Origin of the sequence: Archangium sp. (genome assembly GCF_036389735.1) — a bacterium.
In the GTDB taxonomy this organism is placed as follows: domain Bacteria; phylum Myxococcota; class Myxococcia; order Myxococcales; family Myxococcaceae; genus Archangium.
Window position 1 is genome coordinate 1 of sequence record NZ_DASVWK010000379.1, and the last position, 14,637, is coordinate 14,637.

General features: G+C 69.9%; 9 protein-coding genes. 8 read left to right on the top strand and 1 reads right to left on the bottom strand.

Going from position 1 to position 14,637, the window contains the following annotated elements:
* On the top strand, positions 1-2,048 hold a 2,048-nt coding region (locus VF794_RS13430), incomplete at its 5' end, for an SUMF1/EgtB/PvdO family nonheme iron enzyme (protein WP_331110369.1).
* A 9-nt stretch (positions 2,049-2,057) separates the two neighbouring features.
* Here VF794_RS13430 and VF794_RS13435 read toward each other — a convergent pair.
* Positions 2,058-2,858: an ADYC domain-containing protein gene (locus VF794_RS13435; protein WP_331110371.1), complete on the bottom strand. Its 801-nt coding sequence runs from the start codon at positions 2,856-2,858 to the stop codon at positions 2,058-2,060.
* 590 nt (positions 2,859-3,448) lie between these two features.
* On the opposite strand from VF794_RS13435, the gene VF794_RS13440 reads away from it, so the two are divergent.
* The 7 genes from VF794_RS13440 to VF794_RS13470 all read left to right on the top strand — a co-directional run.
* Positions 3,449-4,984 (top strand): OmpA family protein, encoded by a 1,536-nt coding sequence (locus VF794_RS13440; protein ID WP_331110373.1) that lies wholly within the window; start codon positions 3,449-3,451, stop codon positions 4,982-4,984.
* Between the two features lie 39 nt (positions 4,985-5,023).
* The gene (locus VF794_RS13445) at positions 5,024-8,053 is read left to right on the top strand and encodes an Ig-like domain-containing protein (RefSeq protein ID WP_331110374.1); all 3,030 of its coding nucleotides are present in this window, start codon (positions 5,024-5,026) and stop codon (positions 8,051-8,053) included.
* Positions 8,054-8,298: 245 nt separating this feature from the next.
* Entirely contained in the window at positions 8,299-8,991 is a 693-nt protein-coding gene (locus VF794_RS13450) for an FKBP-type peptidyl-prolyl cis-trans isomerase N-terminal domain-containing protein (protein WP_331110376.1), read from the top strand.
* A 17-nt stretch (positions 8,992-9,008) separates the two neighbouring features.
* Positions 9,009-10,757, top strand: a complete 1,749-nt coding sequence (locus VF794_RS13455) for an esterase/lipase family protein (protein ID WP_331110378.1) — start codon at positions 9,009-9,011, stop codon at positions 10,755-10,757.
* 194 nt (positions 10,758-10,951) lie between these two features.
* Positions 10,952-12,343: a hypothetical protein gene (locus VF794_RS13460; protein WP_331110380.1), complete on the top strand. Its 1,392-nt coding sequence runs from the start codon at positions 10,952-10,954 to the stop codon at positions 12,341-12,343.
* Between the two features lie 102 nt (positions 12,344-12,445).
* Positions 12,446-13,402 carry a hypothetical protein gene (locus tag VF794_RS13465; protein WP_331110382.1) on the top strand — a complete coding sequence of 319 codons (957 nt, stop codon included), beginning with the start codon at positions 12,446-12,448 and terminating at the stop codon, positions 13,400-13,402.
* Between the two features lie 113 nt (positions 13,403-13,515).
* On the top strand, positions 13,516-14,637 hold a 1,122-nt coding region (locus tag VF794_RS13470; protein WP_331110384.1), incomplete at its 3' end, for a CotH kinase family protein.

Consider the following 14,637-nt stretch of genomic DNA (forward strand, 5'->3'; position numbering starts at 1 on the left):
CGCGGCTGAGCCAGCCCGAGCGCCAGGCCGCGGCGCGCATGCTGGTGCGGCTGGTCACCGCCGAGGGCACGCGCGCGGAGCTGAGCGAGGAGGAGCTCACCTCGGCCTCGCCGGAGGCCCGCACCGCCTTGCGGGCGCTGATGGAGGGGCGCCTGCTGCACGCGCGCACGGAAGGGGAGGGGGCCCGGCTCGCGATTGCCCACGAGGCCCTCATCGCGAGCTGGGGCACGCTGCGGGCCCTGCTCGAGGAGGATGACAGCCAGCGAGTGCTCCGCCAGCGCGTGGAGGTGGCGAGCGCCGAGTGGGAGCGCATGGCCCGTGCCGAGGCGTTCCTCTGGGGGGAGCGCCAGTTGGACACGGTGCGGCACCTCCAGGCGGAGGAGCTGAGCCCCCGGGAGCAGGCCTTCCTCCAGTCCTCCCGGAGCGCCGTGAGGCGGCGGAGCCTGCGCCGCTGGGGGGCGGTGCTCGTGCTGCTGCTGGGGGCGGCCGCCATCTACGGAGTGCCGCGTCTGCAGGCGTACCGGGCCAGCCAGCGCTTCGTTCAGGAGCGGTTGGACGCCGCCAGGCAGGCACACGCACAGGGCCAGCGCCAGGCCCAGAGCGCGCTCGCGCGCCGGGAGGAGGCGCTCGCGCTGTTCGAGATCCCACCCGCCGCCGACGCCAGCGGCGAGGAGTCCTCCCGGCGGCAATGGCAGCAGGCCGAGCAGGTCTGGCGGATGTCCCTGGAGGAGCTGGCGCGCGCCGAAGCCACGCAGACCCAGGCGGAACAGGCCCTGGAAGAAGCCCTGGAACACGAACGCGACGAGCCGGAGGTGAAGCGGCTGTACGCGGAACTCACCCATGCGCGCTTGCTCCTGGCCGAGGGCTTCCATCAAACAGAGAAGAGCACCCAGCTCGTGGAGCGGCTGCGGCGGATGGACGGCGGGAGTTCTCCGTGGCGGGCGCGGGTGGAGGCCCCGGCCACGGTGGAGCTGGTCACGGAGCCACCGGGCGCGAGGGGGGAGGTGCTGCGCTACGTGGACGACCACGGCGTGTTGCGGCGCCAGCCCCTGCCGGACCTCGCTGCGCTCGAGGTGACCCCCATCGGCCAGCTGCGGCTGCCCGCGGGATCCTACCACCTGCGCCTCACGCGGGAGGGCCGCGTGCCGGTGGAGCTGCCCCTGGTGCTCGCGCGGGGGGAGCAGGCCCGCGTGCACCTGCAGCTCCCCGCCGCGGTGCCCCAGGGCACGGTCTACATTCCCCCGGGCTGCTCGTTGCTCGGGAGCGCTGACGCCGAGGAGGTTCGCGAGTTCCTTCGCAGCGTGCCCCTGCGCCGCGTCTGCCTGCGCGAGGGCTACCTCATCGGGCGGACCGAGGTGACCCTGGGCGAGTGGGTGGAGTACCTCGACACGCTGCCCGCCGATGCTCCGGCGCGGCGCCTGCTCGAAAAGCCGAGCTTCGGCAACAGCGGAGCGCTCGCGCTGCGGCAGCTCCCCGGCGGTGACTGGAGCTTCTCCCTCCATCTGGTGAACGGGGCGGTGCTCACGGCGCGGGCCGGCGAGCCTCTTCGCTACCCGGGCCGCACGCACCGCGGCGAGGTGGACTGGCGCCGCCTGCCGCTGACGGGCATCTCCCCCGAGGACGCCGCGGGGTACCTGGCCTGGTTGGACCGCTCCGGGCGCCTGCCGGGGGCCCGCCTGTGCGGCGAGTACGAATGGGAGCGCGCCGCCCGAGGAGCCGATGGGCGCAGGTACCCCCACGGCAACCGCCTCCAGCCGGATGATGCCAACATCGATGTGACGTACGGTCGCCGGCCCGACGCCTTCGGGCCCGATGAGGCAGGTTCCCACCCTGCGTCCGCGAGCCCTTTCGGGGTGCTGGACATGGCTGGAAACGCCTTCGAGCCCACCCAGCCCCAGACGCGGGAGCTGGGGGGCATCGTCCTGCGCGGAGGCGCCTGGTACTTCGAGCAGGTGGGCGCGCTCGTCACCAACCGCCAGGCGGGGACCCCCACCATGCGGGATGTCGTCGTGGGGCTGCGTGTCTGCGCCCCCTGGCCGGCGCCGTAGGCCGGCGCGTCAATGGTAGGAGCGGTTGCGCAGCAGCACCGTCTTCGCGTCCGAGCCCTTGCGGCGATGGGTGCAGCGATCCCCCTGGCCTAGCTCCTCGGCGACTGGCTCGAAGCGCCCCGGGCACTCGGCCAGGACCGACTCCAGCTTGCGCCCATCGCGCGTGCGCGCCAGACACTGCGCGCCCTCGGCGGTCCACGCGGCCTCGAAAGAGGCCCGCGCCGGATCCCAGCCCGCCATGGCCTGGGTGGTGGGTGCCAACAAGCCGAGGCTGTCATACATGTCGATGAAGGTGTTCTGGTGCGTGTGGCTGCGGCCGTCTCCGCAGTAGTCGGCGCGCGCCATGCGCGTGCAGGCCTGATGAAGTTCCGTCAGCGGGCGCCCGTCCTTGAGCGCCCAGGGCTTGTAACCCCAGTTGACGCACTTGGCGATGGCGCCATTCTCACAGGCGAGGCTGAAGCGGCCCGGCACGTCCTGGCGCGCGCCGCTCGCATCCCACACCCCGGGCACGGCGAGCGCCCGCGGGTGGCGCATGCGGCTGGTGGCGACGCACGGGTTCTCCCAGGCCTCGCTGGTGGCATTCCAGATCTCCACCTGGTACCAGACCATCTTCTCATCCTGGGCCGTGGGCTCGGCGCCGCAGAGCGCCACCTTCACGGGCTTCCCGTCACTGGAGGTGCCCTGGAGCACGGCACCGGTGAGGTTCTGGAGCGTGACCCCGGGAGCCAAGAGGCGGCCGCCATCCAGGCGCGGCTGCTTCTTCTCGCCCCCAGCGAGCTGCAGGCTGCCCAGCGAGACGGAGGTGAGCACGCTGCTCGTCTCCTCCTGCTCCACCTGGCGCCAGGTCCCCCACAGGTGGGTCCCTTGAGGCCAGACGGTCCGCTCGGGCTCCTGGCGCTGCTGACACGGTTGGCTCCGGGGCCTGGCCGTCCGGGGAGGCGCTCCTGCTTGAGCCTGGCCCGACATGCACAGCACCACGCCTGCCAACCACTTCAGAATGCGGCTTCTGCTCCTGCTCGATTGCATCGGTTCACCTGAGAGGGTCGCGGACTGCAACGTTTCGTGGGCCGGCCCTTGAGCAATGGCCGTGCCGGAGGGCCACGCCGAGGTGTCCTGAGGAGCGGCAGGGGAAACTCGTCACTTTCTGACGCGGTTTGCCTACTCCCTTGACGCGAAGGGGGAGTCCCCGGCCGCGAGGCAACAGGTGGGTCCCCCGCCGAGCAACGCGGAGCAGGACGTCGATGGCGCCTGCCACGTGGAGGCAGGTCATCAAGGCCCCCGCGACACCCGCCGTGACACGAAGGACAAGCCAACCCGGGATGGCCTGGAGATTGCTTTGGGCGTTGGGTTGTCAACAAGTCCTGGAGCTGTCCATGCGTGCGTTTCTCCGAGCAGTCCTCATGCTCCCCAAGCCGTCCGTGAACCCCCGGGCCGCGCTCCTGGTAGGAGCGCTCGCCGCTTCTCCGACGCTGGCGCAGACGACTCCCGTCAAGGCCTTCGACCTGGAGCAGGTCTCGCTCAGCCCGGGTGGCCAGCACTCGCTGCTGCTCAGCACCGGCGACATCCTGGCTCCGGGGGACCTGCGCCTCTCCCTGGCCGCCCAGTACCAGCGCAACCCCCTGGTGTTCGTGCGCGGCGGTGTACGCCAGGGTGCCGTCATCGGCCGCCGCTTCAGCGGCCACCTCGGCGTCGCGTACGGCCTCACCGACGACGTGGAGGTGGCGCTGCAACTGCCCGTCATTCTCTCCCAGGCCGGCGACGACCTGTCCTCCCAGGGCATCGCTCCGGTCGCGGGCACGGTGCTGGGCGCGCCCCTGCTGCAGGGCCGCATCGTGCTCGCGCGCCAGTCGCCCACGGCGCTGGGCGATATCGGCCTCAACCTGGCCCTCTCCCTGCCCCTGGGCAGCAGCACCGGGCTGTCGCAAGACCCGGGCGCGGGGCTCGCCTTCAACGCTGGAGTCGGGTTCGGCCATGACTTCGGCTCGCTGTTCCGAGTGGGAGCGGAGGCGGGTGCCGTGGTCCGCCGGCGCGAGCGGCTCTCCGATTACTCCCCTCGGATCATCGACCAGGTGGGCAGCTACCTCACCCTGGGAGTCACCGCCACCACGCTGGGCGACGGGCTGCGCGGCGAGGTGAGTGCCCGCGCCCTCATCGCGGCCACGCAGACCATGAGCGCCGGCGAGGTGATGGTCGGCGCCCGCTATCCGCTGCCCCGCAACCTCGAGGTGTTCGCGCTGGCCGGTCCTGGCATTGGCAAGATGCCGGGCAACCCGTCCTTCCGCGCCTTCGCCGGGCTCTCCCTCCGCCCCTTCCCCAAGGAGCGTGTGAAGGAGCAGCCCAAGCCCCTCCTGGCGTCGGAGCCCGCGGCCGCCCCCATCTGTCCTCCCGCGCCGCCCGCTCCGCAGTGCCCGCCCCCGCCGCCCCCTCCGCCACCGGACTCCGACCACGACGGCATCCCCGATGCGGCGGACGCCTGCCCGGAGCAGGCCGGTGACGCCGCCCAGCGCGGCTGCCCGCCCCCGCCTCCTCCTCCCGCTCCCACCCCGCCCCCCGAGGACAAGACCCCGAAGCTGGCCGAGCTCAAGGGCAACCGCATCGAGATCCGGGATCAGGTGCGCTTCACCACCAGCAAGTCGCAGATCCTGGCCGAATCCTTCCCGCTGCTCGACGAGGTGGCCCAGATCCTCAAGGAACACCCGGAGTTGGCCCGGCTGGAGATCAGCGGCCACACCGACAGCCGCGGTGCGCGCGACTACAACATCAAGCTGTCGCAGGACCGCGCGGAGGCGGTGCGCCTCTATCTCATCCAGAAGGGCGTGGAGCCGAGCCGCCTGGTGGCGAAGGGGTACGGCCCGGACCAGCCCATTGCCAGCAACGATGACGCCGAAGGCCGCCAGAAGAACCGCCGCACCGAGTTCCACTCCGTCAGTGAGTAACCCCACCCCTTTCTCTTTCATCTCCAAGAACCCATGCACATGAACAGCAAGGCCTCACGGCGCGCGCTCCCTGGCGTGGCGCGGATTGCAAGCGTCTGTACCCTCCTCTTGAGCCTCGCCTGTAGCGACAAGCCCGGCTTGTCTGGCGCGCGGCCGGACGTGGCCCCCACCTCCGAGCAGTCGCTCGCCCAGACGGACCTGACCGCCACCAGCACCTTCGATGGGGGCGTCTACTCCTACGTCGCCACCCTGCCGCCCGCCGCGGTGGTGGGCACCATCTCCCAGACCGTGGAAGCGCAGTGGGATCCCAACGTCCACGGCATTCGCCAGGCGCCCACCTATCCCCAGGACTGGAGCCTGGACTACTACGCGGGCGGCACGAAGCTGGCCCAGGCCCCGGTCACCGCCAGCGAGTGGGCGCGGGTCTCGCGAATCGTCACCACCGGCTCTCTCATGGTGGAGGCCGTGGACGGCGACCGGCAGGCCCTCATCTCCACGGTCAACGCGCCCGTGGCGGTGGTGGCCCCGTCCTTCTCGGGTGGCAGCGCCGGTGACGGCTGGGACGTCATCTTCGACCCGGCGTACACCCGCGTCTTCAACATCCACCACCACAACGGCCCCGCCACGCTGATGTGCCGCAAGCTGGCGGACTCCACCGCCTGCCCGGGCTTCCCCATGGCCCTCACCCAGACGAGCCACCGCTCCACGGGCCGCATCGACGCTGCGTCCAACAAGCTCTGGCACCCCACCACCACCACCGGCTCCTCTCCGCGGCTGGCCTGGGATTGCGTGGACCTGGCGACCTCCGCGCGCTGCACTACGCCGGTGGTGCTCTCCGAGCACGCGGCGTCCACCGCCGTGTCCTGGGGCACCTACAACGACCACGTGGACCCGGTGGTGATTGGCCGGAAGTTGTACGCCATTGGCTTCGCCAGCGGCGGCGTCACCCGCATCACCTGCCTGGACATGGCCACCGGCACCGAATGCCCCGGGCTGGCACTGCCTGAGAACGGCAGTGTTGAACACTCCAGCCTCAAGGCGGTGGCCAACAAGCTCCATGTGCTGCCCGGCGCCAACCTGAAACTGGACTGCTACGACAGCACCACCTGGGAGCGGTGCCCCGGCTCCTGGCCCCAGCCTGTGAATCGCAGCCCCGTGTGGGCCCCGCGCAGCGCGGACGGCGCCATCCGCAACATCTGCGCGGACACCAGATGCTTCGGGCTGGACGGCTCCGCGCACACGCTGCCGCCGAACTTCATCACCCACCTCACCGGCAATCCTGTCGTGGGCCTCAACACCACGTTCTTCCAGATGGGCAGCGCCAACAGCGCCGGCACCAAGGCTGTCTGGAGCATCAACGGCAACAAGACCACCTGCTGGGACATGGCCACCGATGCCAAGTGCGCGGATGCCTTCCCCATCGCGGTGAACTCCCTCTACACGTCCAACCTGGACCCCGAGGATCCGGACTGCCTGTGGACCAACGGCGATGACGGCGTCATCCGCAACTGGAAGATCAGCACCGGCGCCCAGGGTTGCGGCGGTGGGCCGGCCCGCATCTCCTTCAAGGCCTCGGTCGCCGTTCCCCGGCTCAGTTGCGACCCGGAGGACCGCGTCTACCAGTACAAATCCTTCAAGCTCATCGCGCCCAACCCCACCCAGTACACCTCCGCGAGGCTGACGGTGCGCGACTCCAACGGCGTCCCCGTTGCCGGGTGGACCGACCTGCCGCTGTCTGCCGCGGACCCCTCCGTGAACCTGACGGCGCTCTCGCCCTCCGTGGTGGGGAGCACGCCCACCTTCGACATCGCCGCCGAGGGCTTCACCGACACCAGCGTGGTACCCGTGGGCGAGTTCCGCGTTACCACCGGCTCTCCCCCGCAGCTGTGCTGGGACCTCGCGGTGCCGGCCCTCACCTGCCCCACCGGGCCCGGACTGGCCAGCACGGCCCCTCCCAGCCAGGTGTCCACCGCCGTCACGGCCAAGGGCTCGTTCACCACGGGCTCCGGCGTCAACGCCTTCACCGACCAGGTGCTCAACTCCACCGTCACCCCCAACACCCCCACCTTCGACAACTGCGGCGGCACCCGCCTGCGTGCCACCGTGGTGTCGCTGGTTGACGGCGGCCCGGTCGCTGGGGCCACGGTGTTCCTGCTCGACAGCGCTGGCACTCCCATCCTGGATGCGAATGGCCAGCCGGTCTCCGCGGTGTCGGCTGCGGACGGCACCGTCGAGTTTCCGGTCTGGGCGGCGGGCTACACGCTCAAGCTGAGCGGGACCGCGCGCTACAGGCCGGTCTACATGAACGTGACCGCGGGTGGCAGCGGCGCCACCTTCGCCTCTGGCGGCTCGGTGGTGTCCAACACGGTCACCACCACGGTGAACCAGACCTCCCATGTGAACATCACCGTCACGGTCGATGAGGAGCCGACCTGCGCTCCCGTGGTGACCTCGCCCGCGGGGGGCACGGTGGTCTATGAGGAGAGGACCCCCCTCACCGGCACCGCCGATCCGGGCTCCACCGTCACGGTGCGCGTCAACGGCCAGCCGGTCTGCACCGTGGTGGCCAACGCCCAAGGCATCTGGAACTGCACCGCGGAACTCCCCGTGGGTCCCTCCACCGTGACCGCCACCGCGACGGACGAGGCCGGCAACACCTCGGGCTCCTCGTCCGCCGTGCTGCTCACGCGGCGCGACGGCATCGACCCGCCAGTCATTACCGGACCCGCGCCCACCGTGCAGGGCAAGGGTGTGACTGTCACGGGCACCGCACATCCAGGTGCCGACGTCACCGTCAAGGACGAGCAGGACAACACCGTCTGCACGGCCAAGGCGGATGCCCAGGGGGCGTGGGCGTGCGACACCACGCTCTCCGCCGGCCCGCACCAGCTCACCGCCGACGCGAGCTGGGAGGGGTTCCAGAGTACCTCCAACCCCCACGACACCACGGTGTTGGACGAGGCCTGGTTCCAGGGGAGTGGCTGCACCTCGACAGGTGGCGCCCAGCCGGCGCTGATGCTGGTGTTGGCGCTCAGTGGGCTCGCGGTGCTCCGCCGTCGTCGCGCATAGGCCGCGGTTCCACCACAGGCCGCAACGCCTGTGAGTCCGGTGCCCGCGAGGAACAGACCCCACCGAGCCGGCTGACGTGTCAGCCGGCCGCTGTGACGTATCCGCCTTCCTCCGTACTCCCTCTCCCCCTGAGCCCAACCGTCCTGCGCCTGCCCACTTGGGTGGCGGTGTGCCGCGACGGACCCTGGCTCGGCTCTTGCTGTGATGCACGGACGCAACAACTCAACCCCCAGGAGTTCGGCAACATGAAACGGATTGGCTTCGTTTTTCTCTGCGCCTTCGCGACCGCGACCGCGGCGATAGCGCAACCCGCGGCACAACTCTCGACGGAAAAGGCGCAGAACGGCTACGCCCTCGGCCAGGAGGTCGCGACCTCGCTCAAACAGGCGAACGCGGACCTGGACATCAACGCCCTGCTCCAGGGCATCCGGGACAACCTGGAGGGAAAGCCCTCGCTGCTGAGCGCCGCGGATCTCATCAAGGCACGTGACCGGTCCCGTGCCGCGCTGCTCCAGGAGCGCAAGAAGAAGATCGAGGCGGACAAGGCGAAGTACGGCAAGGCGGGACAGGACTTCCTGGCGAAGCGCCAGAAGGAGAAGGGCGTGGTCACGACCCCGAGTGGCCTCCAGTACGAGGTCCTCTCCACCTCTCCGAATCCGCGCCCCGGTCCCAAGAACCGGGTGGTGTTCGACTACACGGCCTCCATCGTGGGCGGTTCGGAGTTCGAGAGTTCCGCGGCCCTGGGTCGGCCCGCCGTCATGGGCGTCAGTGATGGGATCAAGGGCCTGGCGGAGGCCTTCCAGCTCATGCCCGTGGGCAGCAAGTACCGCTTCGTCATCCCCCCGCAGCTGGCCTACGGCACCGAGGGCGTTCCCGGCAAGGTTCCCGCGAATGCCACGGTCATTTACGAGATCACACTGCGCGAAGTCGCGCGCTGAGAGGCTGGAGACCCACGATGAAATCCCTCCAGAGCAGATATCTGGGTCTGGCCGTCACGTGCCTGCTGATCGGCTCGACGGCCGCCGCGCAGGTCACCTTCGATTGTCAGACGACGCAGGAGCGGGCCCCAGCCCCTTCCTCCACGAGCGTGACGACGATGTTGAACCCGAAGGCGGTGGCGACGGTTCCCCTCGACAAACAGAAGCTGGGCTACGTCCGGGTGGGCGGTGGATGCGAGGTGTCGCGCTTCGGCTTTGATTCCGTGCATGCCGGAGTGATGGTGCAGAACGCCCCCGATGGAGAGCACGGCTGGCGGTGCAAGGCAGCGGATCCGGCGTTCGTCTCCAACCCGGGCTGGGCCAAGGCCTCCGTCACCTACTGCAAGGCCAGTCATCCGAACGTGAGCAGCCTGCGCCTGCAGTGCACGGCGCTCTCCAAGAGGATGGGTCCCTCCCGCAACCCGTCCTCCGAGGTGTCACTCACCCAGGCGCTCATCGATGATGGCTATACCGTCGTCTCCGGCGGCTGCGACAGCTCGCACGCAGGCAATGGCTCCATCCACGCCGAGAACGTGGTGGTCTCCAAACCCTCCCTGAATGGCAAGGGCTGGTTCTGCCAGGCGGCCGACCCGCCGAATCATGGTCAGGATGCCACGGTCGAGGCCTGGCTCGTCGGCTGCAAGGTGGCGGTGGAGCCCGCCCAGGTGGCGGCGCTCAGCTCGAAGCCCGCCCTTCGTTGCTCCGTGACCCAGGGAACGAAGTCCCCGGTGTCCACCTATCCCAAGTCCTATGCCAAGGCGTCCTCGGGCAAGGTGATGGGCGGAGGGTGCGAGCTGTCCTATGCCGGCAAGGGCTCCGTCCATGCCGAGTTCATGGTGCAGCACGGGCTCCAGCCGGATGGCTCGTGGGCCTGTCTGGCGGCGGATCCGCCCGCCATCCCCAACCCGGGCACCGCACAGGCCAGCGTGGTGTCGTGCGACATCACCATGCCCCCCGTGCCGGCCCCACTCCCGGCCCCGGCTCCGGCACCGGTACCGGCACCGACGGTGACCCCGAAGTATCCGGTCATCATCGTGGGCGGAACCATGGCGAGCGAGATCTTCTACTGGGTCCTGGAGGCCCGTCTCCGGGCGGACGGTTACACCGTCGAGTTCTTCGAGCTCCCCGAGCTGGGATTGATCGACATCCACAAGAGCGCGCAGCAGCTCAAGTACAAGGTGGCGGATGTGCTGCTTCGGACGGGTGCGGAGAAGGTCAACCTGATCGGCCACAGCCAGGGCGGCATCACCTCACGGACCTATGTCCATGACTTCGGCCCCGGCTCCGTCGAGAGCCTCATCACCCTGAGTTCACCCCATCAAGGCGTCACCGTGGAGCATGGCTCCGCGTTGGAGCTGGTGGCTTCGCTGCTGTTCAAGTGTGACGGGAGCGACAGGCAGTCCGAGGTCTGTCCCCAGCTGATCAAGGGCTCCACCCTCATCAACGAGATCAACCAGCGGCCCCCGGACGATCCCATCTATTACACGAGCATCGTGACCACTCCCGATTTCTTCGTGACGCCGTACACGGCTGCGTTCATGGACAATTGTACTCGCAAGAACTCGGCCGGTCAGGAGCTGAAGTGCAACGTGCTCGTGCAGGACAAGGAGCAATGCCCGTCCATCGTCGTCGATCACATCGGGCTGGCCTATAGCGGTGTGGTCTACAGCGGCATCCGGCAAGCCCTGGAGCACAAGCCGGTACGCCTCGACTGCACCGCGCTCTGACCGTGCATGAGACGACCGGCCCCGCTCTCCCTCCTGATGGACGAGAGGACGAGCGAGCCCCTGCTCTGGAGGTGCTTCCCCTACATCGAGGCCGGTGATCCAATGGCCGGCCTTTCGTTCAAACAACTGCGAGCGCCCGCTCCGGGGACTGGCCGGAAGCCGGACGTGGCGCCTATGTAGGTGAGGAGACAACCTTGAAGACGACGACGCTTCGGAACCTCTGGGCCGCGGTGGTGGTGCTGGGCCTGGGCACGGGGTGTGGCAACACGGTGCAGGTGAAGGGGCGGGTGACGGACGGGGAGGGCACGCAGTCGCAGGGCCTCGTGTCGGGAGCGATTCCACTGGGGGGCTCGGGCACGGTGTCGGCGGCGACGCAGGTGCGCGCCAGCACGGTGGGCCAGGATGGAAAGCTGACGATGGTGGCCGAGGGCAAGCTGGAGGCCCAGGGCCAGTACACGCTCGACGTGCCCGCCGGTGAGGAGCGCCTGGTGCTCCAGGCGGTGGATGCCTCGGGCCAGGTGGTGGCGTCGGCACTGCTGGAGGCCACTAGCGAGGGCTCGGACGCGGTGGCGCCGCCCATGGATGGGGAGAGCTCGCTGGAGGCCGAGATCTACGCGCAGATGATGGCGGACCGGGCCCAGGCGGAGACGGTGGACATGGTGGACGTGCGCGCCCGCATCAACGCCAACATGGCGGCGGCGGCTCGGCAGGGCGCCTCCACGAACGACGCCTTCCAGGCGCGGGTGAAGGCGCTGGCCGACGCGGTGCGCTCGGCGCAGAAGGCCGAGCTGGAGATGTACGCGAAGGCGGGCGTGCAGACGAGTCAGGAGGCCCTCTTCACGCAGGAGGTCGCCGCGGCGGCGGCGCTCAACGTCGCGCTGGACGCGGGCACCGGCGTGGAGCAGGCCTACGAGAAGTTCCACGCGGACCTGCGCGCGGCGGCCGAGCGGGTGGGCGCGAAGGCGCAGGAGCAGGCGCAGGGTGAGCGCGCGGCGAGCGCCTCCTTCCGCGCCACGGTGAAGGCGCGGCTGTCGTCCGAGGACGCGAAGCCGCTGGCGGACGCGGCACTGCGGGCCTCGGCGGGGCTGGAGGCGCGCACCTCGGAGGCGACGCTGAAGGCCGTCCTGGAGGCGGCCGGCGCGGCGGACGCGGCGAAGCAGCAGGCGGCGACGGCGAGCACCTCGCTGCGTAGCCAGGTGCGTGCGTCGACCACGGCGGCGGCGGCGGCGCAGGCCTTCGCCAACTTCGGCGCGAGCGTGGCCACGGGGGCGGACGTGAAGACCACCGTGCTGGGGCAGTACCTCGGGGTGAGCGTGGCGAACCAGCTCGCGGTGAGCGCGGCGGTGCAGGCGACGGTGACGGCGGCGGCGACGCTGGATGCGTCCCTGGACGCGGCGGCCTCGACGACGGTGACGTCGGGCGGCGCGGACGTCACGCTGCTGGCCACGAAGACGGCCGAGGCCTACCACGCGTACTCGACGGCGGTGCGGGCGCAGGCCTCCGTGCTGTCGGCCTTCGGTGCCAGGGCGACGCCCGCGGTGGAGGTGTTGCTGGTGGCCGAGGGCTCCTTCCAGATGGGCCAGTGAGTCGGCCCTTCGCGCTCTCGTGACTGAAGCACCCCGGGCCCCTGCTCGCTCCCATACGACGGGAGTGGCGGGGGCTCTGTTTTCCCTTCAAGGAATGACCCGATGAAGACCCGCCTGCTGCTGCTGTCCGCTTCTGCCACCCTGATGACGGGGTGCTTCTCGTTTGGTGACTGCGATCCGGAGCCGGACATCACCGTCACCCTGGAGCCCGCCTCGGAGGATGTGCGGTCGCTGCCCGTGCTCGCGAGCGGCAAGCTGTCGCTGCTCGGCATCAACGTGCCGGATGCGCACGGTGACGAGCGTGCCAGGCTCAAGATGACGAACGCGAGCAGCGTGGATGTCACCAGCCTGCGCTTCGAGGAGCTGGTGGATGGCTCGCCGCGGAGCATCGAGCTGCTCGCCCAGCAGCACAATGGCCAGAAGCTGGACGCGGGCGGCGTCGTGACGGACAAGGGGCAGCTGCGTTTCGCCTGGCGGGCGAAGAACCTCGCGGAGCTCCGGCTCCCCGAGGCCAAACCCCATACCGGCCGCATCACCCTCAATTGGAAGTACGAGGGGTGTCGCACCCAGACGGGCGTGGCCACCCTGGACATCCCCGGCTATGTGAAGGCCGTCGTCTCGACGGGCAACCTGCGGCTGGTCTCCGCCGAGGCCTCGCGCCCCGATGTGGTGAAAGGCGCCCAGGTGAAGATGGCGCTCCAGAGCTCGGTGGGCGACGCGGTGGTGAACCTGAAGGACGCGAGCTTCACGGTGACCTACTTCGGGGCCGACGGGCTGGTTCCGGGAACCGGGCTGGGGCTCGTGAGCCCGGCCCAGGTGGCCCTCCAGTCCGGTGGGGCGGCGCGCACGCAGATCGCCGTGGGTGAGACACTCGACGTCTTCACCTCCCGCGAGCCTGCCCGGAGCCCTGCCATCTACGAGCCCGCGGGCACGGCGGCCACGATCGGCAACGTCAACGGGGGCAAGGCGCTCATCACCCTGAACGTCTCCTCCGAGAAGCAGAGCATGCCGGGCGTGCGCCAGGTGGACACGGTGTCCGAGTTGGTCGACGTGCCCTGAGGGAGGGCGGTTCCGTCGGGCACTTCACGCTCTCGGACCCCAGGACGTGCCCCTGTCCTCCGCGTCACGGAATGGTTATTCCTTCCGTTGGCGTACGGGCGGGGGTGGGGGCGATGGCGGGCAGGGGCTGGAGTGTCCAGGGCGTCCTGGCATTGGTGGTGTGTCTCGCGGCATGGGGTTGTGGTCCCTCGGGGCAGAAGGGAGACACGCCCGGGCCGGGAGTGGACCTTCCGGCGCCGGTGCCCACGACGCCGGAGTCACCGGCACCCGTGGTCGATGCGCCGCCCCCTGTCGCGGAGGGCCCCGCTCCCGACACGAGCCCTCCACCTCCGAAGCCCACGGTGTGCGCGCCCACGGGCGCCGGTCCGTACTGGCTCCAGGAGGGCGAGCCGTTGACGGTCACGCTGCGCTGCGGCACGGGGTACTCGGCGGCGGGGGTGCGCTTCACCGTGTCGCCGCTGCCGGCCGGGGCCACCGTGGACGAGGCGAGTGGCACCTTGCGGTGGACGCCGGGCAAGGCCCAGGCGGCCGTGTGGCGGCTCACCGTCACGGAGCAGAGCACGGGCGAGACGGGTGTGCTCAAGGTGGGCGTGGCCGACAACTTCCAGGCCCAAGGCAACATCCGCGAGGTGGATCCGCTCACGTACACCGAGGAGTACGGGCTGCCGGTGTTCCACCTCTCCTTCGAGGGAACGCTGACGGCCGGTGGCTACCGCCCGGCGCAGCTCGTCTACCGGGGGCACCGCTACACCATCGAGGCCAAGTACCGCGGGGCCACCTCCAGCATCTTCCCCAAGCGCAACTACGTCTTCAAATTCGCCGAGGAGGACCCGTTCAACGAGCCGGAGCAAGCTGGAGGCTTCACCGGCCGGCGCCGCGTGGTGCTCATCACCAGCTTCAATGACAACTCATACCTGAGGCCGAGGCTCGCCTTCGACCTGTGGAACCGGATGTCGCCGGACCACATCCAGGTGAAGACCTACAGCGCGGTCCTCATGGTGAACGGGCGCTTCTGGGGCCTCTTCACCGTGGCGGACCACGTGGACGAGCACCTGATGGAGCGCCACGGCCTCTCCGACGACGGAGACCTCTTCAAGGCGGTGGATGCGGAGGCGAACTTCTCGCGGCTCGACAAGACTGGCGCGCCCAAGCAGCCCCTGGAGCTGGGCTTCGAGAAGAAGGAGGGCACGCCCAAGGACGGCTGGGTGGGCGCCTATGACACGCTCAACGCGCTC